The 25,464-nt window shown below is 57.1% G+C and carries 26 protein-coding genes; 8 read left to right on the forward strand and 18 right to left on the reverse strand.

Annotation, left to right across the window (positions count from 1 at the left end):
- The first annotated feature begins 73 nt into the window (after positions 1-73).
- From ACR0NZ_RS15285 to ACR0NZ_RS15305, 5 genes are all read left to right on the forward strand, one after another.
- Positions 74-913, forward strand: coding sequence for an OmpA/MotB family protein (locus ACR0NZ_RS15285; protein WP_480494531.1), 840 nt, complete (start codon positions 74-76; stop codon positions 911-913).
- A 90-nt stretch (positions 914-1,003) separates the two neighbouring features.
- On the forward strand, positions 1,004-2,299 hold the full coding sequence (locus ACR0NZ_RS15290) for a flagellar hook protein FlgE (RefSeq protein WP_480520039.1): 1,296 nt from the start codon (positions 1,004-1,006) through the stop codon (positions 2,297-2,299).
- 33 nt (positions 2,300-2,332) lie between these two features.
- Positions 2,333-3,784, forward strand: coding sequence for a flagellar hook-associated protein FlgK (gene flgK / locus ACR0NZ_RS15295; protein ID WP_480520041.1), 1,452 nt, complete (start codon positions 2,333-2,335; stop codon positions 3,782-3,784).
- 2 nt (positions 3,785-3,786) lie between these two features.
- On the forward strand, positions 3,787-4,794 hold the full coding sequence (locus ACR0NZ_RS15300) for a flagellin (protein ID WP_480483906.1): 1,008 nt from the start codon (positions 3,787-3,789) through the stop codon (positions 4,792-4,794).
- On the forward strand, positions 4,791-5,885 hold the full coding sequence (locus tag ACR0NZ_RS15305; protein WP_480520043.1) for a flagellar basal body P-ring protein FlgI: 1,095 nt from the start codon (positions 4,791-4,793) through the stop codon (positions 5,883-5,885). Before ACR0NZ_RS15300 ends, ACR0NZ_RS15305 begins: the two co-directional genes overlap by 4 nt.
- A gap of 53 nt (positions 5,886-5,938) precedes the next feature.
- Here the strand turns inward: ACR0NZ_RS15305 and ACR0NZ_RS15310 are convergent, their stop codons facing one another.
- The 8 genes from ACR0NZ_RS15310 to ACR0NZ_RS15345 are packed head-to-tail and all read right to left on the reverse strand — an operon-like array spanning position 5,939 to position 13,567.
- Entirely contained in the window at positions 5,939-6,583 is a 645-nt protein-coding gene (locus ACR0NZ_RS15310; RefSeq protein ID WP_480520045.1) for a DUF1523 family protein, read from the reverse strand.
- 10 nt (positions 6,584-6,593) lie between these two features.
- Positions 6,594-6,860 carry a hypothetical protein gene (locus tag ACR0NZ_RS15315; protein WP_480520047.1) on the reverse strand — a complete coding sequence of 89 codons (267 nt, stop codon included), beginning with the start codon at positions 6,858-6,860 and terminating at the stop codon, positions 6,594-6,596.
- Position 6,861: 1 nt separating this feature from the next.
- A complete protein-coding gene (locus ACR0NZ_RS15320) occupies positions 6,862-8,199 on the reverse strand; it encodes a DUF6638 family protein (protein WP_480494527.1) in 1,338 nt (445 codons plus the stop codon).
- On the reverse strand, positions 8,196-8,972 hold the full coding sequence (locus ACR0NZ_RS15325; protein ID WP_480520049.1) for a hypothetical protein: 777 nt from the start codon (positions 8,970-8,972) through the stop codon (positions 8,196-8,198). The genes ACR0NZ_RS15320 and ACR0NZ_RS15325 overlap by 4 nt, the downstream gene beginning before the upstream one ends.
- Positions 8,969-10,900, reverse strand: a complete 1,932-nt coding sequence (locus ACR0NZ_RS15330; RefSeq protein ID WP_480520051.1) for an AAA family ATPase — start codon at positions 10,898-10,900, stop codon at positions 8,969-8,971. Before ACR0NZ_RS15330 ends, ACR0NZ_RS15325 begins: the two co-directional genes overlap by 4 nt.
- A 55-nt stretch (positions 10,901-10,955) precedes the next feature.
- Positions 10,956-12,074: a hypothetical protein gene (locus tag ACR0NZ_RS15335; RefSeq protein WP_480520053.1), complete on the reverse strand. Its 1,119-nt coding sequence runs from the start codon at positions 12,072-12,074 to the stop codon at positions 10,956-10,958.
- Positions 12,067-12,483: a hypothetical protein gene (locus tag ACR0NZ_RS15340; RefSeq protein WP_480520055.1), complete on the reverse strand. Its 417-nt coding sequence runs from the start codon at positions 12,481-12,483 to the stop codon at positions 12,067-12,069. Before ACR0NZ_RS15340 ends, ACR0NZ_RS15335 begins: the two co-directional genes overlap by 8 nt.
- A 4-nt stretch (positions 12,484-12,487) precedes the next feature.
- On the reverse strand, positions 12,488-13,567 hold the full coding sequence (locus ACR0NZ_RS15345) for a hypothetical protein (protein WP_480520057.1): 1,080 nt from the start codon (positions 13,565-13,567) through the stop codon (positions 12,488-12,490).
- Between the two features lie 286 nt (positions 13,568-13,853).
- On the opposite strand from ACR0NZ_RS15345, the gene ACR0NZ_RS15350 reads away from it, so the two are divergent.
- The gene (locus ACR0NZ_RS15350; RefSeq protein WP_480520060.1) at positions 13,854-15,329 is read left to right on the forward strand and encodes an NAD-dependent succinate-semialdehyde dehydrogenase; all 1,476 of its coding nucleotides are present in this window, start codon (positions 13,854-13,856) and stop codon (positions 15,327-15,329) included.
- Positions 15,330-15,499: 170 nt separating this feature from the next.
- On the opposite strand, the gene ACR0NZ_RS15355 is transcribed toward ACR0NZ_RS15350, so the two are convergent.
- The 7 genes from ACR0NZ_RS15355 to ACR0NZ_RS15385 all read right to left on the reverse strand — a co-directional run bounded on the left by ACR0NZ_RS15355 (position 15,500) and on the right by ACR0NZ_RS15385 (position 22,819).
- Entirely contained in the window at positions 15,500-16,426 is a 927-nt protein-coding gene (locus ACR0NZ_RS15355; RefSeq protein ID WP_480520062.1) for a DMT family transporter, read from the reverse strand.
- 171 nt (positions 16,427-16,597) lie between these two features.
- Positions 16,598-17,065, reverse strand: a complete 468-nt coding sequence (locus tag ACR0NZ_RS15360; RefSeq protein WP_480520064.1) for an Hsp20 family protein — start codon at positions 17,063-17,065, stop codon at positions 16,598-16,600.
- Between the two features lie 122 nt (positions 17,066-17,187).
- Positions 17,188-18,003, reverse strand: coding sequence for a trypsin-like serine peptidase (locus ACR0NZ_RS15365; protein ID WP_480474709.1), 816 nt, complete (start codon positions 18,001-18,003; stop codon positions 17,188-17,190).
- Entirely contained in the window at positions 18,000-18,791 is a 792-nt protein-coding gene (locus tag ACR0NZ_RS15370; RefSeq protein ID WP_480520066.1) for a trypsin-like serine peptidase, read from the reverse strand. Before ACR0NZ_RS15370 ends, ACR0NZ_RS15365 begins: the two co-directional genes overlap by 4 nt.
- Positions 18,792-18,911: 120 nt before the next feature.
- Complete coding sequence (gene glcF, locus ACR0NZ_RS15375) at positions 18,912-20,225, reverse strand: glycolate oxidase subunit GlcF (protein ID WP_480520068.1); 1,314 nt, start codon at positions 20,223-20,225, stop codon at positions 18,912-18,914.
- Positions 20,226-20,229: 4 nt separating this feature from the next.
- Positions 20,230-21,330 (reverse strand): glycolate oxidase subunit GlcE, encoded by a 1,101-nt coding sequence (gene glcE / locus ACR0NZ_RS15380; RefSeq protein WP_480520070.1) that lies wholly within the window; start codon positions 21,328-21,330, stop codon positions 20,230-20,232.
- Positions 21,331-21,379: 49 nt separating this feature from the next.
- Positions 21,380-22,819: an FAD-linked oxidase C-terminal domain-containing protein gene (locus ACR0NZ_RS15385; protein WP_480520072.1), complete on the reverse strand. Its 1,440-nt coding sequence runs from the start codon at positions 22,817-22,819 to the stop codon at positions 21,380-21,382.
- Positions 22,820-22,899: 80 nt separating this feature from the next.
- Here ACR0NZ_RS15385 and ACR0NZ_RS15390 point away from each other — a divergent pair, with 80 nt between their 5' ends.
- Both ACR0NZ_RS15390 and ACR0NZ_RS15395 read left to right on the forward strand, forming a co-directional pair.
- A complete protein-coding gene (locus ACR0NZ_RS15390; protein ID WP_480520150.1) occupies positions 22,900-23,610 on the forward strand; it encodes a DUF599 domain-containing protein in 711 nt (236 codons plus the stop codon).
- A gap of 35 nt (positions 23,611-23,645) precedes the next feature.
- The gene (locus ACR0NZ_RS15395) at positions 23,646-23,993 is read left to right on the forward strand and encodes a hypothetical protein (RefSeq protein WP_480520074.1); all 348 of its coding nucleotides are present in this window, start codon (positions 23,646-23,648) and stop codon (positions 23,991-23,993) included.
- Between the two features lie 3 nt (positions 23,994-23,996).
- Here the strand turns inward: ACR0NZ_RS15395 and ACR0NZ_RS15400 are convergent, their stop codons facing one another.
- From ACR0NZ_RS15400 to rsfS, 3 genes are read right to left on the reverse strand one after another with little or no spacing between them, the layout of a single operon-like run.
- Positions 23,997-24,482: a flavodoxin family protein gene (locus tag ACR0NZ_RS15400; RefSeq protein ID WP_480520076.1), complete on the reverse strand. Its 486-nt coding sequence runs from the start codon at positions 24,480-24,482 to the stop codon at positions 23,997-23,999.
- 1 nt (position 24,483) lies between these two features.
- On the reverse strand, positions 24,484-24,954 hold the full coding sequence (gene rlmH, locus ACR0NZ_RS15405) for a 23S rRNA (pseudouridine(1915)-N(3))-methyltransferase RlmH (protein ID WP_480520078.1): 471 nt from the start codon (positions 24,952-24,954) through the stop codon (positions 24,484-24,486).
- 44 nt (positions 24,955-24,998) lie between these two features.
- Positions 24,999-25,358: a ribosome silencing factor gene (gene rsfS, locus ACR0NZ_RS15410; protein ID WP_480520080.1), complete on the reverse strand. Its 360-nt coding sequence runs from the start codon at positions 25,356-25,358 to the stop codon at positions 24,999-25,001.
- Between the last annotated feature and the right edge of the window lie 106 nt (positions 25,359-25,464).

Genomic DNA, 25,464 nt, shown 5'->3' on the forward strand with positions numbered 1-25,464 from the left:
TTTTTAAGTATTAAGACCACCTTAAGACCTGCGCTGCTAGGCAGATACTCGGGTGATAATATAGGTGGTGGAGATGGGTGCGCAGACCAATGCGGCGCCAATCATCATCAAGAAGAAGCGTGTGTCGGGTGGTGATGGTCACCACGGCGGGGCGTGGAAAGTTGCATATGCCGACTTTGTCACGGCCATGATGGCCTTCTTCATGTTGATGTGGCTGCTGAACGCGACAACTGAACAGCAACGCAAAGGATTGGCGGATTACTTCGCCCCTACAATCCCTCTGAGCCCCGAATCCGGCGGCGGAGACGGTGCCTTTGGCGGCGACAGTATGTTGTCGGAAAAGACGTTGCTGCGGGATGGTGCCGGGGCCAGCACCAAACACGCAACTGAATCCCGTCAGGCGCGCGGATCAACCGGTGTGAACGCCAACGGTGGTGGCAAAGGTGACACCGAAGACTTCTCGACGCTTGAAGCTCAGCTTTTGGGGCGAACCGGTGAAAGCGAGGTGTCGGATAAGCTTCTCAGGCATATCGTGACACGCGTCACCGACGAAGGATTCGTCGTTGAGCTATTCGATACGGATACCCAGCCATTGTTCGAATCCGGTTCCGAGAAACCAACCGGGATCATGCGGGCGCTTGCTTTGATCATAGCGCGTTCTTCGGATCTGGTGACCAACCCGATTGCAGTCACAGGCCATGTCAGCGCATCTCCTGTTGTGCAGGTTCGTAATACCGCCTGGGATCTGTCCACTGCCCGGGCGCAATCAGTCCGCCAGCTGTTACAGGACAAAGGCGTGGCGGCAAGCCGTATGGATCGCATCACAGGTCATGCTGACAGAAAACTCTTCACCGACAATCCGATGGCGGTTCGGAACAACAGAATCGAAGTGATATTTCTGCGTCGACCCTAAAGGATAAACGCATTTTACCTGTTAGCGCGCTGTTAAGAGGCAGCGCGTTACCTGTTGCATCAAAGCTTGACGCAACAGAAAGGCGCGCCAATGACCATTTCCTCTTCGCTGAATGCCGGTGTGGCGGCGTTGAAGGCCAACGCCAACAGGCTGGCCACGATTTCCGACAACATCGCAAACTCTTCGACATACGGATACAAACGGGTGGAAACTGACTTTCATTCGATGGTCACGTCTGGCCAGGGTGGCAGTTATTCGGCAGGGGGCGTGCGCACGACCAGCCAGCGCCTGATTGATCAGCGCGGATCACTGGTGACAACCAGCAACTCTACCGATTTGGCAGTTCGTGGGCGCGGCATGTTGCCGGTACGATCCAGCTCGCAGGTCGGAGCAAATTCGAACGAGATGTTGTTGACGACCACGGGTTCCTTCCGGACCAACGACGAAGGATACCTGGTGACCGAATCCGGTCTAGTTCTATTGGGATGGCGTGCTGCGGCAGACGGATCCATCCCGCCCGTTCCACGCGACACGCCCGCCGCGCTTGAACCAATTCAGTTGAGCGTCAATCAGTTGTCCGGTGCCCCGACGACAAAGATGAACCTGCGTATGAACCTTCCCGCAACGGCAACAGATGCGGGTGCGCCAGGTGATACACAGCCTTTGTCGGTCGAGTATTTCGACAACCTCGGGAAATCCGAAAGTATTGATATTCAACTGATCCCGACCGTTCCGGCAACTGGCAGCAGCAATGAATGGACCATGGTTCTGCGCGATTCGGCATCCGGTGGCGCGGTTATCGGGGAATATACTTTGACGTTTACCGACAATCGAACAGCCGGAGGCACACTAGCCAGCGTCGCCCCTGTAACCGGCGGCGCCTACGATCCGGCAACCGGCAGTGTCATGGTCAACGTCGCTGGCGGCCCGATGGAGGTCAATATCGGGCTGATCGGCGATGCCGATGGCATTACTCAACTGTCCGACACCTTCGCGCCAGTTTCAATTACGCGGGACGGCTCTGCCGTTGGTACGATGACCAGCGTTCAGGTCGATGAAAGTGGCTATGTCTATGCATTCTACGATACCGGCGTCAGCCGCCGAATGTTCCAGATCCCGCTGGCCGATGTTCCTAACCCCAATGGCCTGACGGCACTGGACAGTCAAACCTACGCGCCATCCCGCGAAAGCGGCACGTTCTTTCTGTGGAACGCGGGCGAAGGACCAACCGGTGATATCGTTTCCTTCGCTCGCGAAGAATCCACCACGGATGTGGCAACCGAGCTGACATCCTTGATCCAGACACAACGCGCCTATTCATCCAGCGCCACGGTGATTCAGACGGTGGACGAGATGCTTCAGGAAACGACCAACTTGAAGCGCTGATCCAGACACTGACCAAAGGAAAGGAGCGGCCTCATGAATATGTCGACGGCACTCAATAACGCATTGGGTGGGCTGACAGCGGCCAGTCGCGGGGCGGCTGTGGTCTCGGGGAATATCGCGAATGCTCTGACACCGGGCTATGCGCGCAGGTCCCTTGAACTGGCAACAAGCCCCATATCTGGAAATGGTGTGCGTACGGTTGGGGTGATCCGGCATCAGGACCCGGTTCTGACGACCAACAGACGGTCGTCAGACGCCGAGCTTGCCTTTCAATCCGCCATTTCGGATTTCCGTTCACGGTTCGAAAACCTTGTAGGAACAGCAGACAGCACGCCATCCCTTGCCAGCCGTATGTCTGCCTTGGAAAACAGCTTCATCACCGCAGCCAGTCTACCCGACTCGATCGAAAGACTTGATCAAGTGGCGCGCGCGGCGCGCGACCTTACGGCAGAGCTTAACGCGGCTTCTGAGGGTGTGCGACAGGCACGCTCGGACGCGGACCGCAAGATAGGCGATCAGATCGAAAGCCTGAACCTGGTTCTGAAAGATATCGAAGTTCTGAACGCAAAGATTCCGGCCATTCAAAATTCCGGCGGCGATATCGGGGCCTTGCTGGATCAACGGCAAGTCCTGATCGATCAGGTCAATACTTTGATCCCGGTCAACGTTGTGCCACGTGCCAACGATCAGGTATCGCTCTATTCAGACGGCGGTTTGATACTTCTTGAAGGTAAGGCGTCCGAGTTCACCTTTTCCACGACCGGTGAGACGAAACCCCACATGACGGTTGCAAATGGTCTCCTGTCCGGATTGGCTATGAACGGCAACCCGGTACGCACCAGCGGGGACACTGCGCAAATCCGTGGCGGCGCGTTGATGGCCCAGTTTTCAATTCGCGATGAATTGGCGGTTGAGGCGCAGCTGCAGCTTGATACCGTTGCCCGCGATCTTATCGAACGATTTGAAACGCCGGGCTTGGATCCCACGGCACTTGCGACAGATCCCGGTCTGTTCACAGACAACGGAAATCGGTTCGACCCGACAACCTTTGTCGGGCTGTCATCGCGCATTTCGATGAATTCGGTTGCGGACCCCGACAACGGCGGGAACAGCTGGAAGCTCCGCGCCGGGCTGGGTGCCGCAACGCCGGGCGATCCCGGACAAGCGTCGCAACTGCGTGCTTTCGGTGCCATTCTGAATGATGCGCGCACCGTACCTGGCGGGCTGTTTGGCACTGGAAACATGCGCGCCGCCGAGTTGACCGAGGCGCTTATGTCGAAAGCCGGGGCGCAATCCCACGCTGCAGAGCAGCGGAAGGTTTTTGCCAGCAACAGCCAACAACAAATGTCACAGATTGAGGCCGAACAAGGCGTCGATACGGATCAGGAATTACAGCGCCTCATGCAGATCGAACAGACATACGCAGCAAACGCGCGTGTCATTTCGGTCGTCGATGAGCTTATGGAAACGCTTCTGAGGTTATGAGCATGAACTTGACTGCTATCGGCGATCTGGCGCGCGGTATGACCCTTCGCACCCGCGCCACTGAAATCAAAACACAGATTGAAACTCTCTCTTACGAGATGTCCACCGGCAAAGTGCAGGACATATCCGGCCGACTTGGCGGAGATTACTCTCAGATCCTGGACCTGGACCGTTCGCTTGCCAGACTCGACGCCTTTGGCATCGCCACAGCCGAAGCGGCCCTGTTCACGGATGCCATGCAGTTGAGCCTGAAGACATTTGGAGATTCGGTTGGCGAAATAACCGCGTCTCTGTTGGCCTACGGAACGGCCAATCAGCCGGTAAATCATGCGCAGGCGTCAGATCATGCCAGGAATGAGCTCGACACGATGGTATCGGCGCTCAACACGCGAGTTGGTGGGCGCAGTCTGTTTTCGGGTACAGCCACGGATGTCTCTCCACTGCCCTCGACTGACACGCTGTTGGCTGCGTTGAAGACACAACTGACGGGGGCTGTGACCGTCGCCGACATACGCTTGGCTGCCGACACATGGTTCAATAGCCCTGCCGGGTTTGACGCCATGATTTATCAGGGTGCGAGCACCACACTCTCTCCTATGCAGATCTCGGAAAATGAAAGCGTTACGCTGCCACTCACGGCAACCGACCCGGCATTCAAGGCGGCCCTAAGGGATGTTGCAACAGCGGCATTAGCCACCGACAATACGTTGGCTCTTTCTTCCGACCAGCGCACCGCCCTGTTCACCCAGCTGGGCGTCGATCTGGCCAACGCACAGGATGCCACAGTAAACTTGCGGGCCCAGGTCGGCAGCGCCGAGGGCCGCATCGAACAGGCCGCCACGCGAAATTCGATGGCCCGAACCAGTCTGGAATTCAGCCGGAACGAGCTGATCGCAGCAGATCCCTATGAAACAGCGGCGAAATTGCAAACGGTGCAGTTTCAGCTGGAAAGCCTCTATTCGGTGACCGTTCGCAATGCGAACCTTTCACTGGTGAATTTCCTGAGATGAGGGCGCTGATACTTCTCCTGATCCTTCTTCCCGGTATGGCCTGGGCGGGGGCAATCCGCCTCAAGGACCTCGTGGATTTCGATGGTGTCCGAGGTAATGATCTTGTGGGTTATGGCCTGGTTGTCGGTTTGGACGGAACCGGTGACGGATTGCGCAACTCCCCTTTCACCGAAGAGATCATGTCCAACATCTTGGAGCGTTTGGGTGTCAACGTAACGGGCGAGGATTTCCGGCCTAAGAATGTGGCAGCCGTCTTGGTGACAGCCAGTCTGCCGCCTTTTGCCAGAGTCGGCGGCCAAATCGATGTAACGGTTTCGGCGATAGGCGATTCAAACAGCCTATTGGGTGGGACGCTGGTTATGACCCCACTTAACGCAGCAGACGGGCAAATCTATGCGGTTGCACAAGGCACAATCCTTGCGGGTGGCGTTTCCGCTGAAGGAGAGGCCGCGTCGGTCGTGCGCGGGGTGCCAACCTCGGGTGTGATCCCGTCCGGCGCGCGTGTTGAGCGTGAAATTGAGTTCGACTTGTCAACTCTGACCCAAATGCGCCTGGCATTGAGAGAACCCGATTTCACCACGGCCGCGCGTATCGAATTCGCCATAAATACCGAGTTCAACAGAGCTGTGGCAATCATGCGCGATTCAGGCACGGTTGAGCTCAACATTGCTGCAACGCAGGCAGTATCAACGGCCCATGCCATCGGGCGTATCGAGAATATTCTGGTCGAGCCGGAAGCAAAAGCGCGTGTGGTGGTCGATCAGCGGTCCGGCACTATCGTTATGGGGCAGGAAGTCCGGATATCGCGTGTGGCTGTCTCTCAGGGTAATCTGACCCTGACAGTTCAGGAAGCGCCGATTGCCGTGCAACCCAACCCGTTTGCCAAGGGCGAAACAGTAATCGTGCCGCGCACTATTGCGGGGATCGAAGAGGAAGAAGGAACTGGCCTTGCCGAAATCCCCGAAGCTACGACCCTGTCGGAGGTTGTCGCAGGCCTGAACGCGCTGGGGGTGTCGCCCCAGGATATGATCGACATCTTGAAAACCATCAAGGCGGCGGGTGCCTTGCACGCAGAATTTGTCGTCAGGTAGCCGGCATCTCTGGCCCAACGGGCGTGCTGAGAACATGCCCGCGACGTTAAGGCCTATTTCGACTTCCAGCTGTCCAGCCAGCGCTGAAATCTGTTTCGGCGTTCTTCAATCGCGTCGCCGGCAGCATAAAAGCCGTCTTCCACATTCTCAATCATCGGATCAATTCGGGCCTTCCGGAACCTGCGCCAGCGCACCCAAACCGCCCAGACCAGCGCGGCAAAAATTGTCAAGAAAATGATGTTGAACCAGGGAATGACCTGCGCATCCGGCCCTTCCACATGTTTGATGAAAATGGCGTTGGGAAAGATCGACATGAACTCATTGCGCCACCCGTAATGGGTCACGACCACCCATTTCGGGTTTTCCTTGGTCGATTTCGCATCATTAGCTTCGGTGTAAAGGTTCGCCGTGTCGAACTTGAAGTAGGGTGGCCACCCCCACCCGGTGTCTTCGTTTCGGTACACGATCGGCTTGCCATTTTCGCGCACGGCCTGAATGAATTGCACATCCCGGTTAGACAGGCTGGTCGATTGGTCTTCGGGTTCGGACCAGAATATCCGTGTCCAGTCGTTCAGATCCTGCCGCTCTTCGTAGGTGTTTACGATACGCACAACGTCGTGTTGCGGCAGCGAGTATTGCAGGACCGCAGCGATCGTTCCCCAGAAGATGATGATGAACGCCCATTTCACGTAGGCCATGCCTAAACCCTCACATGTAATTCACGATGTAGATCAGCGCGCCAATCGCCACCCATGGCACAATATAGACACCCAGGATCAGTTGGCGCCGGAACGAATTGTCATACACATGCAACCCGCGTTCGACAAAGGCGTCCTTATTGCCCGACTTGCCCTTCTCGTCCCACCAGCTTTCCAGTTTACGACGGCGTATCCCGCGCGAGTAGAAAGACAGCGCGACATAGGCGATCGTTTGGATCACCAACAAGATCAGCAAAAGGCGCAATAACCCGAACATCTCAGCCTTTCCTTACCGAACCCCACGGACCGACCCGCGCGATTATGTCATCGCTGACCCGGTCTTCGCCGCTCATGTCCGGCTCATGGCCGAACAGCGCGGCACGGGCCCCTTGCTTGTCCACCTGATACTCGCGCGCGAGGAAGTCGGCAACATAGGCTTTCTTGCTCTCGGGCCATCTGGAATAGGTGTTATAGAACAGCTCTTTGTGGCAGATGAACATCTGGCGTGGATCCAGCGGGGCCAATTCGGCCAACAGCATATTCACCAGATCACGGTTCGGCGTGTCAGCGGCGCGCAAAGTGTAGAAATAAGCCGGATGATCCGACGTGATACGCGGCCACGGCCCCCCATCGCTTGCCCAGCGCAGCAGTTGCGCAAGGCCGTGATAGGCTTCGGGCAAGCGATCCGAGTGATTGCGCGCCAACCGCCGCATATCGCTTCGGTCCAGCCCGGTCAGGTCGACATCCGCATCCGCCGCCGCGTCGACAGTCAGAAAATCCATCTTCTGCTGCAGGATTGCGGCGGCATCTACGCCGCGCGCTTTGACGATAGGTTCAACCAGATCATTGTAATCCAGAAACTTTGCAATCTGGTTCCGCTGCGACGGGTCAAAAACGTATTTGATCGGCAAATCGTCAGGCTTTTCGCCCATGCAGATCGCCGCCGGGTGGTCCAGATCCGGGAACAGGTACAGCCCGCCGAAATGCGCCGTCCAGAAATTGCGTTGCTCAAAATCCGTGTGGCGCAGATGGACGGGGTTGCGCGTGACGTCGCCGGTTTCCTTGGCCGTTTCTATCATCTTCGCGATCAGCACATCGTCGAACCAGGCGTCCTCGGCGGTTTTGAATTGTTCGACCATGCCCGCCAGCTGCTGCGCCTTGCGCAAGGTGCCGCCTGCGGTGTCGGCCTCAATCTCGATCTTGCGCAGATTAAACAGATCGCGGGGACTGCTAAGTTTGAAGACCGAGTTCACCAGCTCTCCGGCCACCGCGTCGGTGGCGGTCAGGGCAAACAGTTGCGCCTCATTCATCTCGATGAATTCCCGCAGGATATCGCGCGAGGTCGAGAATTTGACGTTCAGCAACGGTGCGCGTTTCTGCTCGGTCGTCAGCAGGATAAACTGCCGGTTGACCCCGTTGGGGTTAAGGTAGAGCTCGTCCTCCAGCTCAATCCCCACCTCCGGCGAATAACCCGAGATATCGACATGGAAATCCGAAAGCTGTGTGGTCTTGCCCGCCAGATGCTGCAGCGCGCGGTTATACCGCTCGACTAAGGCCGGGCTGGAGATGTGGACGAGGTTGCCAAACATCAGGCCTTTTTCGATGAGGCGGATCATGCTCTTTTCTCTCTAAGGAAAATCGGCGCAAATGACTTATTCAAGTCACCGACCACATCACCTTCCGGCCAGTACATCTGATTTCGCTTTATTCGACTTGTCGCACTGTCAGGCAAAACCAAAAACACGAACTCTGCACAGATGTTTTTTAGCCACTTTACGGCAGACAGCGTCCAGTCCATCCAAGTCTCAAAGGGATTGGTGTCATCATTTTCGCCTTTTGGTAGCGTTCCTACGCGGAATCGTTCATCAAAAACCACCCGTTCACCCGCGAGGGCGAAGGAGTTACCTTCCGTCTTATGAATAAAGAACGTGAGATCTAGGTCATCTTCCAAGCTAGAAACACTTTTTCGCGCAGCGGTCAGCGAGTAGTGGTTAGTGCATTCGCTCCGTAGGGTACGAGCGATGCGATAGCCATCATCGCTTTGCAGTTTTTGGAACTGGTCAAGACTATTGGTCGAAAAGTTCTTAATGATTAGATCATCGGTCTTATTCCACTTTTGCTTTCCCTTCAAAAGCTCAACAACTTCAAAGAGTTTCGCGGAAAGAGTCCTAGCTAAAAACATCTTTGTGCTGAGTGAAACCAGATAAGCAGGTTTTGGGTCGGAGATTTCGCGGGCATTCAATGAATACAATCTGAGAAGCGTGTTCACCTCATTGTAAGCGCAAAGAAGAAGAGACATGAATGCTGCCTGATCAGCAGGCACACCTTTAAGGTGCCGCCCCTCGATCAGCATTTCATCGAAACGGAGAAACCCTTTTACTTCCGTCACCCCTTCCCCTCCAGAAACCGCCGCTTGGCCTCTTCCATCCGGCCCATCTCACGCACCGCGTTTTCGATGGCGACCTCGTCGCTCTTGTCGGCATAGCGGAATTCGCTGTCGGCGTAGCGGTTGATCTCCTGCATCACCATTTCCACCGTGATCGGCTGGCGCAGGTCCTCGATCATCGCCTTCTTGGTATCGTAGTCGCGGAACAGGAACAGGTCGGGGTTCTCCATCCATTCGTCGGGCAGTTCGAAATCCATCGCGCGGACCTTGACCGCGTCGGTGATGTTCTTGATCGCGCGGCCGGTGAACCGCTCATCCGCTTGCTGGATCGCCTTGAGGTAGGTGCCCAGCTTGGCGATCGTGTCCATCTGACCGATCTCGCCCGAGACCCGGTCGTAGACCTGCAACAAAGCATCCTCATGCGGGCGGGAATGGCTTTCGAAACTGGCGGCGACGGCTTTCTTGATTTCCTGCGCGGCATAGGCCTCGTGTTCGCCCAGTGGAATGTCGTGATTGCGGCCCATCAACAGGTGCAGGATGTCGATGTAATCCTCGCGCGTTTGCGGCCCGTCCACCAGAAACCGCGCGCCCGCCCGCTGGCGCAGGGCGTCGTCCACATTCTCGGGGTAGTTCGAAAACATACCAAAGGTGCAGTTGCCGCGCACGACGGTGTTGGCACCGGCAAAGCTCTCCATCAGAACGGCGGTGATCTCCAACTGCCCGGCTGACGACTGCCGGTCACCGCGCTTACCCGCCAGCTGGTCGATATCGTCGATGGTGCCAAAGCCGATGACCAAGGGGTCGATGATCGTGTTGATAAACGCCTTGGCGTTCTGGCCGGATTTGCCCTGATAGCTGTCGATATTGTCGGTGCTCAGGTTCTGATAGCGGAACGGATAGCCTGCGTTCTGGCAATACTCGTTGATCAGCCCGGCCATCATCTGGATCAGCGTGGTCTTACCGGTGCCCGGCTTTCCGTCACCCATGAAGGTAAAGATGAACCCGCCAAGTTCCGCAAACGGGTTCAGGCGGCGGTCGAAATCATAGGCCATCACCATCTTGGCAAGCTTCATCGCCTGATATTTGGCGATATGGTTGCCGACCACTTCGTTCGGCTTCTTGAACGTCATGGTCAAGGTGGTGGATTTGGCCTTGGAGGCCGGCTCGAACCCCCGGATCGTCAGATCGTCGGCTTCTACATGCCAGGCTGCGTTCTGGAACGGGGCCAGGTAACCTGCGGACCCTGCGCGCAGGGCTGACTTCTCCATCAGTTGCTCGGCATAGGCACTGGTGGCGGCGATCAGGTGGGCATCGTCCGAGGCGTATTTGGCCAGCGTCTGGTCCAGTTCCCACAACGCGCCGTGCAGGGCAAGTTGGCCGTTGTCTGTCAGGACCTCTTCGATCTCACCAATATCAACCGTGGTCTCACCCAGATGCGAGGACAACAGATAGGCCAGCGCATTGCCGAACGTGTGCATCGTGATCAGCGCTTCGGCTGTCAGAACCTCTGAAAACTCGGTCTTCCGCGCGGTAGGCAGATCCCCGGCAAGGTTCGCGCGTTTCAGATCGGCAAGCGGGGTCTGTTCCGCATAAGTGTCGGCCACGGCCAAAGCGATTGCGATGGCGCGGCGGATCGCCTGTTGTGCAGTTGCCTGCGGCGGCGAAACCAAGGCGTCACCATCGTCCGAGGCTTCGATCCTCTCAACCAGATGCACCCCGTCTGCGCGCACGGTGCGGCGTGTCACCAACCCCGGTGTCGTCGAGCGAAACCGCCGACCGGTTGACACGCCTGGCGAGCGTTCAACAGTGGTTTCCACGGCTTTGGCGATCCGCGGCGCATGTTCGAACCCATTCAGCAAAGCGGTCGCTGCCGGGTAGTGCTTGCGAATATCGTCTTCGCGCAATTCCATCTGATCTGACGTCAAACTCATCTAAAAAACCGCCCTTGCTTCATCTTTTCAAAAATACTCTCGCCGAAGGCGAAAATTAGTACCTCAAAACCTGCCCTGCATTGCTGACGACGAACTTGCGCACATCTGCGAATCCCGGCGGGTTGCGTTCGGCCAGCACCTGAAACGGGCGCTGTGGCAGGATGATTGACCGTTGGGTGCGGGTGGCTCCCGTCTCGGCCCCCTGCCCGCCGAAAGGATCCAGCGCAAAAACCTCGCGCTCGACAGTTGAAAACCAGCCAGCGCGTTCCTCGATGACCTCTTCGCTGTGCAACTCTTCGGTAGTCCAGGCCAGCGCCCAATCCTGACCTTGCGGAGATTGCGCATCCTCCAGCACCTGCCGCAAGGGGCCGGATTGTTCGGTAAAGGCCGAAGAATACATCGGACCCACATGAATGCGGCGCAGGTGTTTGGGGTGCAGGTCGTTGAAATCCTGATCAAAGCCCTTGGCGATCGTCACCAGTTTCAGCCCGCCCAAGGATTGCGCCATCAGATGCGCCTGCACTTCGGGCCAGCGGCGTTGATCCTTGGGCAGGGCGGTTTTGCCTTTGTCCTCCAGCTGCATCAGATAGATGACGGGCAGGTTGATCTGGCTGTCATAGACCGCCCAGTGGATCATGAACTTGCGCCGTTCGCCTACATTCCCGATCCAGTGGCACTCAGGATCGTTCCGGGCCCAGAACAGCTGACCCTTCAGCAACTCTTCGTAATAGAGCCTTTGCGACAGCGCAAATTGCAGCTTGGTTGGAATTTCCCGGTCGCCAATGATCGTGCGGACCATGTCGGTTTTCAGGTCATCTTCCGAGGGCATATTCGCCAGATGCACCTGCGCCTGCTGCGCGTCATTGGCCATGGTCAAAAGCTCGGCCGCCACCGGAAACCCGCTGTCGCGCTTGTCCATCGCGAGGCTGCCAAAGAACCGCCCCGTATCGCGCCCGACCAACAGGTATTTCATGGATAGCGCGCGAAAGGTGTAGAGCAGCCCCGAGAGGTAGCGCGATACGATCCGCACCTCTTGCTTGCTGATTGCGCCCTCCGCCTCCATCGTCGCGGCCACACGCAGAAGATGGACAGTGATCACCTCAAATTTGCGGAAATAGCGACGCGAGGCGAAGGTGTCAGTCAAGCCGACATGGTCTTGGCTGGGGTTAGTCATTTGCGCATACGCGAGCGGAAATTTTTGCCCTGCAGTCTTCAAGTTGAGCCACAAAAATGAAGAGGTAGAGCCCAACAACGCCGCTCACCGGCAACCCCCACCGCAAAAACAGTGGAGCTCCTAGGAACATACCTGCAAAAGGCAATGCCCACTCCTTTCCATACTTTCGCCAGAGAGCTTTTGAGAAGATTGCTTTTCCAAATGTAAACTCGCCCCCCCAACCCTCAGCAGCGTCTGATGAGGATTTCACAAAGTAAGCAATCAGAAGCTGACTGGGTAGCATGGTCCAAATCGCAACCACACTTAAAGTTGGGATATTTGCAATCAGCCCGACGCCAAACGCAATCGTTAGGGCCACCGTTATAACTGCCAATACGGCTAGAGAGATTTCTCGCGCAGAATAACGCACGCACTCATCCCCCATACAAATTCTTGTCATGCTTCTCGACAATCGAGGCAAATCGGCGCGCGAACCGCTCATCCGCTTTGGCCTTTTTCTCCAGCACGTCGCGGGCAAAGACCATGTGGTCCTCATGCGCCTCAAGCATGTCGGCCATTTTCTGGTTGGTCGCGGTACCAATAGCAGCCATTGCCGTCTGAGCCTCCTGGTCGGTTTGCACACCGATCTCGTTAATGCGGTGGGCCACGTCCTGCTGCTGCGCGGTTTTCAGCGATTTGGTCAGGGCGTCATACAGCACCACGCGCTGCTGCGTGTCTGTTTGCAGCTTGTTGATCAGCACCATCTGCGTCGCCGCCTGGTTCTGGAGCGAATCGACCCAGGTCTTACCCTTTTCGATATAACGCTCCAGTGTCTGAGACTTGGCCAACTTGACCTGCTCTTCCTGAACCTTGGCGTTGTATTGCTTGTTCAGATCGGCCAGCTGCGTTTCCAGCTGGGTCCGCGCGGCGGCGTCCTGTTCGACACTGATCTTGTTCTCCAGCGTGATAATCGCCGGGTCCATGTCCTGAATCTCGGCCCGCAGTGCTTCCAGCTCGGCCACGGTTGCCTCGCGATCGTCCAGCGTGCCTGTCAGGTTGTCCTCGACCTTTACACGTTGCTCTTCCAGCACGGTCAGCTGCCCTTGCAGCAGCTTCACGATCACATCGGATTTGGCGATCAGGTCCTGCAATTTGTCGTCGATATTGGCCGTGCGCATCCGCTCTTGCCGCAGCGACTCGGATTTACCCTTGGAAAAGATGCCAACAAACGATTCCCACCCGGTTTTCGAGCGCATCTCGTCGAAATCCTTGGAAAACGCGTTGGTAACATCGTCCAGACCCATGATCAGCTCGGCGATGTTGGCGTTCATCACCTCAGTGTGGGCGTGAACATCCTCGAGCGTGGCATTTTCGATGTCGATATCGGCCTCGGCCGTTCCAATCTTGGCCCGCGCCGCTTCGATGCGCGAGGTCAGCCCCTCAATCTGCGACTGGCTTTCGCGCACTTTCGTTTGCGTTTCTTTGATGAGCGCTTCGAATTGCTGGTTCGACATCTCTGCTGTCCTTTTTTTCTTTAATTACCCAATAAGATAGGAAATGTTACGATCATTTACATCCCCTTGAGTCCAAAAATCACGCAAACTCTGGCAAACTTGGGGTGGAAAGAAAAGCCGCGTGATCGCAACCTGACGTAGAACTCAACGCTGCGACTATGCTGCAACGATTGGGTCCAAAAATAATTTGATCAAAACTGGGCTGATCGGCACGCATCGGTGGACATAGACAAAGTCTTCAACACCTGATTGGGTGCGCCAACTCAATTTCTGCGCGGAGAATGACATGCTGGACGCAACGACTGATCTGAAATCAATTCTGAAGAACCCTGACTTGCTTGTAACCAAAGCCTATATCGGTGGTCAGTGGGTGGATGGTGACAACGGAACGTTCGACGTGACCAACCCGGCCCGGGGCGATGTGGTGGCCAAAGTGGCCGATGTCAGCCGGGCGCAGGTTGCCGGAGCAATTGCACAGGCCGAGGCCGCGCAAAAGGAATGGGCCAAGCTGACCGGCAAGGAACGTGCGGCGATCCTGCGGCGCTGGTTCGACCTGATGATGGAGAACGCCGAAGATCTGGGCAAGATCCTGACCGCAGAACAGGGTAAACCGCTGGCTGAGGCCATCGGCGAAATCGGCTATGGCGCGTCCTTCATCGAGTTTTTCGGTGAAGAAGCCAAGCGAGTGTATGGCGAGACCATCCCGGGACATCAGCGCGACAAGCGGATCATGGTGCTGAAACAGCCCATTGGTGTGGCGGCTTCGATCACACCCTGGAACTTTCCAAACGCCATGATCACGCGCAAGGCAGGGCCAGCGCTGGCGGCGGGGTGTGCCTTTGTTGCCCGCCCGGCGGCAGAAACACCACTGTCCGCGCTGGTTCTGGCGCTTCTTGCGGAACAAGCCGGCGTGCCAGCTGGTGTGTTCAACGTGGTGCCTTCATCCCAGGCCAGCGAGATCGGCAAGGAGTTCTGCGAAAACCCCGGTGTGCGCAAGTTGACCTTTACCGGCTCGACCGAGGTGGGGCGTATCCTGCTGCGGCAAGCTGCTGATCAGGTCATGAAATGCTCGATGGAACTGGGCGGCAATGCACCCTTTATCGTGTTTGATGACGCCGATCTGGATGCAGCCGTCGAAGGCGCGATGCTGTGCAAATTCCGCAATAACGGCCAGACCTGTGTCTGCGCCAACCGCATCTATGTACAGGCCGGTGTTTACGACGCGTTCGCTGCCAAACTGAAAGCGGCAGTTGAAGCCCTGAAAATCGGCGACGGTCTGACCGAGGGCACCACAACCGGCCCGCTGATCAATGCCGATGCGGTCGCCAAGGTGGAAGAGCATATCAAGGATGTCACGGACAAGGGCGGCGCCGTTCTGACCGGCGGATTGCCTCACGATCTGGGCGGTACGTTCTTTCAGCCGACCATTGTGACCGGCGTGACTCAGGACATGATGGTGGCGCAGGATGAAACCTTTGGCCCGCTGGCACCGCTGTTCAAGTTCGAGAATGAAGATGACGTGATCGCCATGGCGAATGACACGATCTTTGGACTGGCCTCGTATTTCTATGCAAAGGACCTGAGCCGCGTCTACAAAGTGGCCGAGGCGCTGGAATATGGCATTGTCGGCGTGAACACCGGCATCATCTCGACTGAGCTGGGCCCGTTCGGCGGCGTCAAGCAATCCGGTCTGGGCCGAGAAGGCAGCCATCACGGCATGGAAGACTATCTTGAGATGAAATACGTCTGCATGTCGGTCTGATCTGGCGGGCCATCGCCTTGGGGCGGTGGCCATTCTGCCCGCAGGCGAGGCGTTGTTCGGGTCAAACGAACCGGTGGCGGCTAGGAAATAAACTTATTTCACCAAGCATGAATTCCCCACGCGCAAGCATCGCAGGAACTTTTCGTATGGGGCTCGATACGATCCCAAACTTACGTCTTTTCGTTTTTCGCTATCACGGTCGTTACGGTGCGCGTCACCCGACTTCTGGTTATTGCAATCGCCCCTAAGACCAAAGCACAGGCTATGGCTTGCGCAGTTGTGATCGCTTCTCCAAACGCAAAGAACCCGACTGCAAACATCGTGGGCAATTCAATGCTTCCGACAACCGCAGTTTGAGAAGCGCCGATCAGCGGCGAACAGATCGTGTAGACAAGCTGCGGCACAAGCGCCGTGACCAATCCAATTCCAATGATCAGAACCCAATCGGACTGACCTTCAGGAAGCAGCGTGGAAACGTCTGCATTCAGCATCAAAGGCAAAAGCCCAAGTACCGATCCCAGAGATACCGAGGCGATACGTGCAAGTGGCGCAATTCGGGACAACCTGTGGACCAGAACAGAAATCCCGAAGCCAAAACCAAATGGCGCCGCCAGCGAGATTAAAAGCGTAGGAATGTGCTCGACGGGAACGGATGCTGGCGAGCCTGCTATGATGGCAGCCAGAATTATGAGACCAGAAGCAAGAATCGCACGCCTTGTGGGAGTATCGGCGAACAAAGCCCACGCAATGATCAACGTGAAAACCGGATATGTCATATAGAGCACGCCCACAGTCGATGCGGGCAATGTCTTTAGGGCTGTGACATATCCGATCCAGCCAAGCCCCATCACCACTCCGACCGCAAGACCCCAACAAATCTCGCGCCAGGCTGTTCGATGTACGACGAGAACTGGCAGTAACAAAACCGCCGGAACGATGTAGCGGTAGAATGCGACCGCGAAAGGTGCGACGCCCTGCTCGGTCAGCCCCCTGCTGAAATAGGGAACAAGCCCGAAACAAATTGAAGCGAAAAGAACGCCAACAACCGCAAGCGGTTGAGGAATAGCCGGTCTAGTCTGCGTGGATGTCGTCGACATCTGCAAGTTCTAGCACAGGTTCGCGATTAGTGTAGCGGAGTTTACCGGGCCCACGCTTTGATATGCAAAGGCGTTTTCATCAAAAAAACAACGCCCCGCGTCTGGAGGAACGCGGGGCGCGGGTGTTGCGGCAGTCCGGGAGGAGGAGACTGCCGCTAGGCTTTCAAAGCCTCAGTTCACGGCCTTGGCGTCAACCACATCTTTTTCGATGGCTTTAGCCGAGGTAATTTCGATCCGGCGCGGTTTCAGTGCCTCGGGCACTTCGCGCTTCAGGTCGATGTTCAGCATTCCGTTCTCATGGCTTGCACCGGTGACACGGACGTGATCGGCCAGCGCAAAGCGACGCTCGAACGCGCGGGTTGCGATGCCGCGATGCAGATAGCTGCGGCTCTTGTCCTCGGATGCCTTCTTACCTGCAACAACCAGCGCGTTTTCTTTCACTTCAACGGACAGGTCGCTTTCTGAAAAACCGGCGACGGCCACCGAGATACGGTAAGTGTCGACATCGGTTTTTTCGATGTTGTAGGGTGGATAGCTTGGCTGTGCCACATCATTGGTCAGAACACGATCCATTATGTCGGCGATCTGGTCAAAGCCAATGGTGGCGCGGTGCAGCGGTGCAAAATCAAATGTACGCATGTGTCATATCCTCATTTTTGAGCGATTCACGATCTGGCCCTCCGGCTGGACGGACCAATGTTGATGACGGACCCCGTTGTGGCGATCCGATATCAGTGACATGGGAAGCGATTTGACCGAGTTCAACCCCCGCCGGAGCTGATGAATTTCGCGCCAGACCCGGACGCGCCGGACCCAGCCTGTAACCGGCGGATCGTAGCTGTTGGTTTTGGCGCATCGCGCCGCATGATGGACTTGAGCTCGGCCACTATTCCGTCAAGCTCCATGCCGAACCCCACCTTTCTTCGACCGTTGGTGCCTACCGCTGAAACCACGGACAAAACCTGCCAGCGCGAACCGTTTTTTACCAGAATGGCGGATCCGGAAGACCCGAAGGTGACGTCGCAATCAAATGTGATCAGGCCCTGCCTGCGATCCAATACGCGGCACGACCTTTCGCGCGTGATCGCCTCGGATCGTCCGCGCCCATACGAGGCTATGCTGATCTCGTTTCCCGAAACTCGCCCGCTGTGCAACACGAAAGGATCGGCAATCGAATACGGAATGGGCTCATTCAGCCGCATCAGGGCGACATCCATCCGAACACCTTCGTGCGAAAGCGGGTTATTTGAAGCGTAGCCGGGCAGAACCGCAATCTGCGTGACCTGACGTTCGGCCAACGCGTTGCCGTTGCTCAGACCCGCACGAAACGTGATGTCTTTGGGCGCGTATGTTTCCCCGGTACGGCGGTCCACAGCACAATGGGCAGCGGTCAGCACCATGTCCTGCGCGATCAGCGTACCTGTGCAATAGGACTCTTCGCGCACATCCAGCCGCCCGATTGCTTCCCAACCATAAAGGTCATCCCGGTCTGTCAGCTTGCGTTTGTTGGCTTGCGCATGGGATGCGGTCGCCAGAACACTCAGGCCCAAAAGCAAAATTAATAAGACCTTGGTCATGGCCTGACAAACCTTGCACCGACGTTCTTGCCGGTACTTGAACCGGAGGTCGACAATCCAAATCCATGCCCGGCAGACAGCTCGTCGCGCAGCAGTTGCAGCGAATGTTCAACCGCAGTGCCGATCGCAACGCTCTGGCCATCCATGCTGGCCTTTGCCGCCACAACCGACACGATTTGAGGGCGCGCGCCTGTAAAGGAAAAAACCGGTGCCCCTGAAGATCCGAAATCGACGTCGCAGGACATGATCATAACGCCTGCCTGCCGGTTCATGACCGAACAAACCTGTTGCAACGAAGGTGCTTCCGACCGGTCATGCGCATATGACACCACACCCACCTCCGCACCCCGGCGGGGCTGATCTCCTGATTCAAACGGAATGACCGATGTGTTGCGGATCGGCTGCCAAAGCTCGATCAGGGCGACATCCGCGCCGACACGGTCCGTCGACGACTCGGCACTGAATTGATAATCCGGGTGAATTACAGCTTGTCTTGCCGTTCGATAAGCCAGAGCGCGGCCCAGCCGCCACCCGGCCAGAAATTCGATATCGGACGGGTTCACCCGCTGCCCGGAAACCTTGTCAAACAGGCAGTGCGCAGCTGTCAGCACAAGGGTCGGCGACACAAGCGTTCCGGTGCAAAACCCTTTTCCGGCAATATCCAGACGCCCGACAGCCATCCATTCGCGCCCGGAATCCGAGGTCTCCAGGCTTTCCAGCCTGGTGTCCTGTGCTGTAGCCGCCATCGGCAAAGCACAAAGCACAATCGCCTTAATCCAGTTGCGCACTCGGGTCTCCGGAGACTCACTCTGAAGCTTTTGTCGTACGTGCCCCGTTGGGCGAAAATAGGGCGATCGGTGTACAGGGGAATTTCCTGAGGAAATGATGTGGGTCGGCATCAGGGCGGCTCATCGCAATATGGGAACAGCGCCCTCTGCCCGTTGCAAGGCGGGTGGCTTTGGCCCCCCTGTCGCCCAATCCAGCAGCTCGACCGTATGAACGACTGGCACTTGGGTGCCGGACCCGATCTGCATCATGCAGCCGATATTGCCTGCGGCGATGATATCGGGTTTCTTGACCTCCAGTGCCTTTATTTTACGCTGCTTCAACTGACCCGAGATTTCCGGCTGCATGAGGTTGTAAGTCCCTGCGCTACCGCAGCACAAATGGCTGTCGGCGGGCTCGACCACTTTGAACCCGGCACGTTTCAGCAGGTCTTTGGGATAGGTCTTGATCTTCTGCCCATGTTGCAGTGAACAGGCTGCGTGATACGCAACAGTAAGGTCCTGATCACGCCCTTCGGGCAAATTCAGCTGCATAACCAGCTCACTGATATCCATCGCAATACCCGAGACCCGCGCAGCATCATCCGAGAGCGTGTCGTTTCGGAACATATGCCCGTAATCCTTGACTGTCGTCCCACAGCCCGAGGTATTGATCACGATGGCGTCCAATCCGTCGCCGTCCATCTCGCGAATCCAGGCCCTGATATTGGCGATTGCGGCTGCATGGCTGTCTTTCACCTTGCCCATGTGATGGGTCAGTGCTCCACAACATCCAGCACCCTCAGCCACCACAACCTCACATCCAAGCCGGGTCAGCAGACGGATCGTGGCGTCATTAATGTCGGTATTCAGCGCTTTCTGCGCGCATCCCGTCATCAGGGCCACCCGCTTTTTCCGCTCGCCTTCGGGCGCAAAGTTTTGTGGATCATCGTTGCGGCTGACCGGTGGAATGTTCATTGGCGCCATGTCCAGCATGGCTCGCAACCGGGCATCTGGCATCAAGAACCGGAACGGGCGACCCAGTTTAGCCCCGATCAGGGCCCAGCGAAAGCGCATCGGATAGGGCAGGATCTGCGCCAGAACCCAACGCAAAATACGATCCGCCAAAGGGCGCTTGTAATTCGCCTCGATATATTCACGCGCGTGATCGACCAGATGCATATAGTGCACACCTGATGGGCAAGTGGTCATGCAAGCCAGACAGGACAGGCACCGGTCAATATGTTTGACTGTCTTTTCATCGGGCTGCCGCTCGTTTTCGAGCATATCCTTGATCAGATAGATGCGCCCGCGCGGGCTGTCCAACTCGTCGCAAAGAACCTGATAGGTCGGACATGTTGCCGTGCAGAATCCACAATGGACGCAATTTCGCAGAATTTCGTTCGCGCGTTTGGTTGCCGGGTCTTGCAACTGCCGTTCTGTGAATGATGTCTGCATAAACCTATCCCATCAGCCCCGGATTGAACAAACCACGTGGGTCAAACTTCGCGCGCAATCCATTTGTCAGGGTCGAGACGGCCGCGTTCTCCGGTTGAAAGCGCCCCAGTCGCGCGACCGTTTCTGCATCCGCTCGCACAAGTGTCGCGTGGCCGGAAAACACTCCAAGCCGCACGCGCAGATCCGTACCTTTCGGGACGCGCAGCCAGACAAGCCCGCCGCCCCAGTCAATAAGCAACTGATCCGCTTCAGCACGCGCTGAAACTTCGGCCGCATCTCCGGGTTTTACGGAAAGCCGCCAGACATCCCCGTCCTGCCCCTGAAACGGATGAGCATCGCGGATACCAACCCAAAGCGTGTCTGCATCTGCTTCTTCTGAAATCTCCCCAAACCGGGACAGTTCAGCCGTCAACCTGCCTGTACGATATGCGACCGCATCCGTGAAGCCTTCGACCCTAAGCAGGGCTTTCCCGGCGTCGGGATCATACGCAGCCCCGGTTACCTCGAACGGCGATCTCAGTGCAGCGGACAACACCCGAACCGCAGTGCCAGCATCCCGAACCGCAACAGACAATGTTGCCGCCCGTTCCGGTTTGGGTAGCACCTTCAGCGAGACCTCGGTCAAAACCCCTAAAGTACCCCAGGACCCGCCCATCAATTTGACCAGATCGTACCCGGTGACGTTCTTCATGACGCGGCCACCGTTCTTGATCACCTGCCCGCGCCCATCGACATAGCGCACCCCCAGCAGAAAATCCCGGCAGGCCCCGGCCTGAATCCGTCGCGGGCCCGAAATATTGGCCGCGACGACACCGCCAATGGTCGGTTCACCCCGTGTCCCCAGCAATCCGCGATGGTCCATCGGCTCAAATGCGAGGTGCTGGCCCTCTGCTTCCAGCGTCGCCGTGATCTCGGCCAAAGGCGTCCCTGCCCGTGCAACAAGGGTCAGCGCCCCGGGTTCATATAGCGTGATACCGCGCAAAGCTCCGGTTTCGATTTCTGCATGCGGACCGAAAATTCCACGCGTCCCGCCTCCGACAATGCGTACAGGGTTTTCCAACCCGGCCACCAGCTTTGCCAGATCGGCCTCAGTCTCAGGTCTCATTGGCTTCATCTTTTCCAAAATACTCCGGGGGCAAGGGGGCAGCGCCCCCTTATTCTGCTGCCATTCGCCGCGGCTTCGACGCGTCGAGCGGAAACACTTTGGCCGCGTTCAACAGCCATTTGGGATCGAAAACGTCCTTAACCGCCATCTGCGCCTCAAGGTCGGCAGGTGAATATTGATGAGACATCAGATCCCGCTTTTCGATCCCCACACCATGTTCCCCAGTCAGACAGCCACCCTCGTCAACACACAGCTTCAGAATCTCTGCCCCGAAAGCTTCGCATTTTTCCAGATCGCCGGGTTTGTTGGCATCGAACAGGATCAGCGGATGCATATTTCCGTCGCCTGCGTGGAACACATTTCCGACCGGCAACCCAAACTCCTCACTCAGTTCTCCGATGCGGCGCAGAACGGTTGGTAAGGCTGACACCGGGATCGTGCCATCCAGACACATATAATCGTTCAATTGTCCCATGGCGCCAAATGCAGATTTCCGACCCAACCAGATCTTGGCGCTTTCCTCGACCGACTGGCTTTCGCGCAATTCAACGGGGTCATGGCGTTTGGCTATCTCGATGATTTTCGAAAGCTGATAATCGATTTCAGCGTCAGACCCCTCCACTTCGACAATCAGCAGCGCATGGCAGTCGGGATACCCGGCATGGGCAAAGTTTTCGCAGGCCCTGATGCACAGGGTATCCATAAACTCGATCGCTACCGGCAATATGCCCGATTTGATGATGTCCGAGACACACTGCCCCGCAACCTCATTGTCATTGAAACCCATCAGAACCGGTCGTGCGCCCTCGGCCTTGCGAAGAATACGCAACGTGGCCTCGGTCACCACTCCCAGTTGACCTTCGGACCCACAGATGACGCCCAACAGGTCCAGACCTGGTGCATCCAGATGCGCACCACCAATTTCGACAACGCTGCCGTCCATCATGACCATGGTCACGCCCAAGAGGTTGTTTGTTGTCACCCCATATTTGAGGCAATGCGCACCGCCTGAGTTCATCGCGATATTGCCAGCAATGGCACAGGCCAGCTGCGAAGACGGATCAGGGGCATAGAAGAAATCCTCTTCCTCGACCGCACCGGTAACGCTCAGATTGGTGCGACCCGTCTGCACTCTGATGAAGCGGTTGTCATAGTCGATTTCCAACACCTCATTCATCCGTGCGACGCCCAGAATGACGCAATCCGCCGTGGGCAAGGCTCCACCGGCCAATGAAGTGCCCGCGCCGCGCGGCACCACAGGCACGTTTTCGTCATGACAAATGCGCAGAACATCCGACACCTGCTGTGTGCTTGACGGCAGCACGGCCAGCATCGGCGGGCATTTATAGGCCGTCAAAGCGTCACACTCGTAAGCGCGGGTTTCGGCGGGGTCATGGATGATCGCATCTTCGGGCAGTACCTGCGACAGCCGCGCAACAAGCGCAGATTTCCGGCTCAGAACATCCGGGCTTGGCTTTGGCATCTCCATGGCATCACTCCTTTTGGTAAAATTATATTACCAATTTCTTACTCTGGCAAGTTCCCATGCCCGGCCTTACTGTCGCGGCCATGACCTGGATCGAACGCGCCGCTCTTTTTGCCCCTTTGGACTATGCATCACTGCTTCTGCTGCTGGGTGCGTGGCTGTGGATCGGGTGGAAAATCGAACATCCGTCGCCGCAGAGGCAATCCGTAGCCCTCATGATGGACGATTACCGGCGCGACTGGATGCGCGAGATGGTGACCCGCCAACCGCGCATGTTCGACGCGCAAGTCGTGGCGGCCATGCGGCAGGGCAGTACATTTTTCGCGTCGACCACGATGATTGCCATCGGGGGCGGGCTGGCCTTGCTGGGCAACACCGAAAGACTGGCAGGCGTCGCAATCGACCTTGCCATCGGCAGTGTCCCGGCAATGGTCTGGGAGATCAAGATCCTTTTCGTCGTATTGCTGCTGGCCAACGCATTTCTGAAATATGTCTGGGCGCACCGCCTTTTCGGGTATTGCGCCGTGTTGATGGCTGCAGTTCCCAATGACCCCGAAGACCCGCAAACCTATCCCCGCGCCGGTCAGGCGGCCGAGATCTGTGTCACCGCAGCGCGCAGCTTCAACCGTGGCCTGCGCGCCACCTATTTTGCATTGGCATCGCTGGCGTGGTTTCTTGGACCAGTCGCGCTCATTTTGGGCACAGCGGTCACGTTTGGCGTCTTGTATCGGCGCGAGTTCACCTCACATTCCCGGGAAATACTGGTGGCCCGAGCGGCCAGCACGGATACGTGATACCGACACACCGCCACACTGGTTACACTGGTGCGATGCGATACTTGATTCTCTGCGCCATGTTGGCGAGCCCCGCCCTTGCCGACCCACCAACAATCGAACAGGTCCGCACCAGTGCGAACGGCGAAACATGGCGGTTCGATGCGACGATCCGGCATCCCGACACGGGTTGGGACCATTACGCCGACGGCTGGCGTGTTCTGGATATGGATGGAAACGAGTTGGGAATGCGCGTCCTACTCCATCCACACGAAACCGAACAACCCTTTACCCGCTCTCTGGGCGGGGTGGTCATTCCCGAAGGCATGACTCAGGTGCAAATTCAGGCACGGTGCATCGTCGATGGATGGAATGAAGGCACCACAGTGGTCAAACTGGATTGATCCTCAGAAAATACCCATGGCCAGACCCGCACCCAAAGCGGCTCCTGTCTCGCGGCATTGATCCAGCTGGTCTTGCGGGATTGTCTTTTCGGCCAAAATGGCCTCGGGCGTTTGCGCATGGGTGCAGATGATCAGCGGAGGCTGAACAGCTTTCAATCGCCAACCGGTGGCTATCCGTGCGATCTGACGGGCGGCGTTTTCGCCATCTGATCCTGCGCAAATCATCTGCGCATAGGGTCGGCCTTCTAGTTTTCCCAGCACCGGGTAGTAGCAGCGGTCGAAGAATTCCTTCATCAGACCCGAAATTGCCGCCAGGTTTTCTGGCGCGCAAAAGATGTAGCCATCGGCAGCCAGCAGATCTTCCGGCCCGGCTTGATCGGCAGGCATAAGCTTTGTGTCAGCCTCACCTCGCGCTGCTTCGGCCGCCGCTTCGGCCATCTGCCGGGCACCGCCTGTGCGGGAGTGATAAACGATCAGAAGCTGCGCCATGTCAGACCCGGTGGTAGGGGCCACCTGACAGAATGGTCGCGGCCCGGTAAAGTTGCTCGGCCAGCATCACACGGACCAGCATATGGGGCCAGACCATTGACCCGAATGAAATGGAAAAATCCGCCTCGGCCCGCAGAACTGGGTCGATTCCATCCGCGCCACCGATAACAAATGCCAGGTCCTGCCGGCCCGCGTCGCGCCAATCACCCAGCTTCTTCGCGAAATCGGGCGAGGACATGACCCGCCCCCGTTCATCCAGCGTGCACAACACTGCCCCTTTGGGTAGGGCCTTGCGCAGCAGCGCGGCCTCGGCTGCCATGCCTGCGTTTTTCTTGTCTTCAACCTCGATCACCTGCGCAGGCCCAAGGCCCAGCGCACGGCCGGTCCGGTCAAAACGGGTCAGGTAATCGTCAAGCAGTGTCTTCTCGGGTCCGGCGCGCAATCGCCCGACCGCAACTATGCTGATACGCATATCTCTCTCGCCTCCGGCCTGTTAATGCAGGCCGGGATGGCGCCTCAGTTCGCCGAGGCGCTGCTGCCCTGAGGCAGCCACATCTTTTCCAGCTGATAGAATTCACGCACTTCGGGGCGGAAGATATGGACGATGACGTCGCCCGTATCGATCAGCACCCAGTCGCCGGTGTCCTTGCCTTCGACCTTCGAGGTGAAACCGAATTCCTGCTTGATGCGATCCGTCAGCTTTTCCGCCATGGCCGAAACCTGACGGGTCGACCGACCCGAGGCAATCACCATGTGATCCGCAACCGATGATTTGCCCTGCAGGTTGATCTGCACGACGTCTTCGGCCTTGTCATCGGAAAGTGAGGAAAGGATTCGTTCAAGCAGCTTGTCGCTGATTGACTGAGAGTGGGCCATTATGTTGACCCCATCATCGGCGGGCAAACCCGCCTGTGTATGTAGAGACAGGACATAGTCCTCCTTTGCTGCGCGCCGTGAAACCCCGGCGCCGGGGTACTAATAA

This window comes from Ruegeria sp. AE3, from assembly GCF_056542225.1.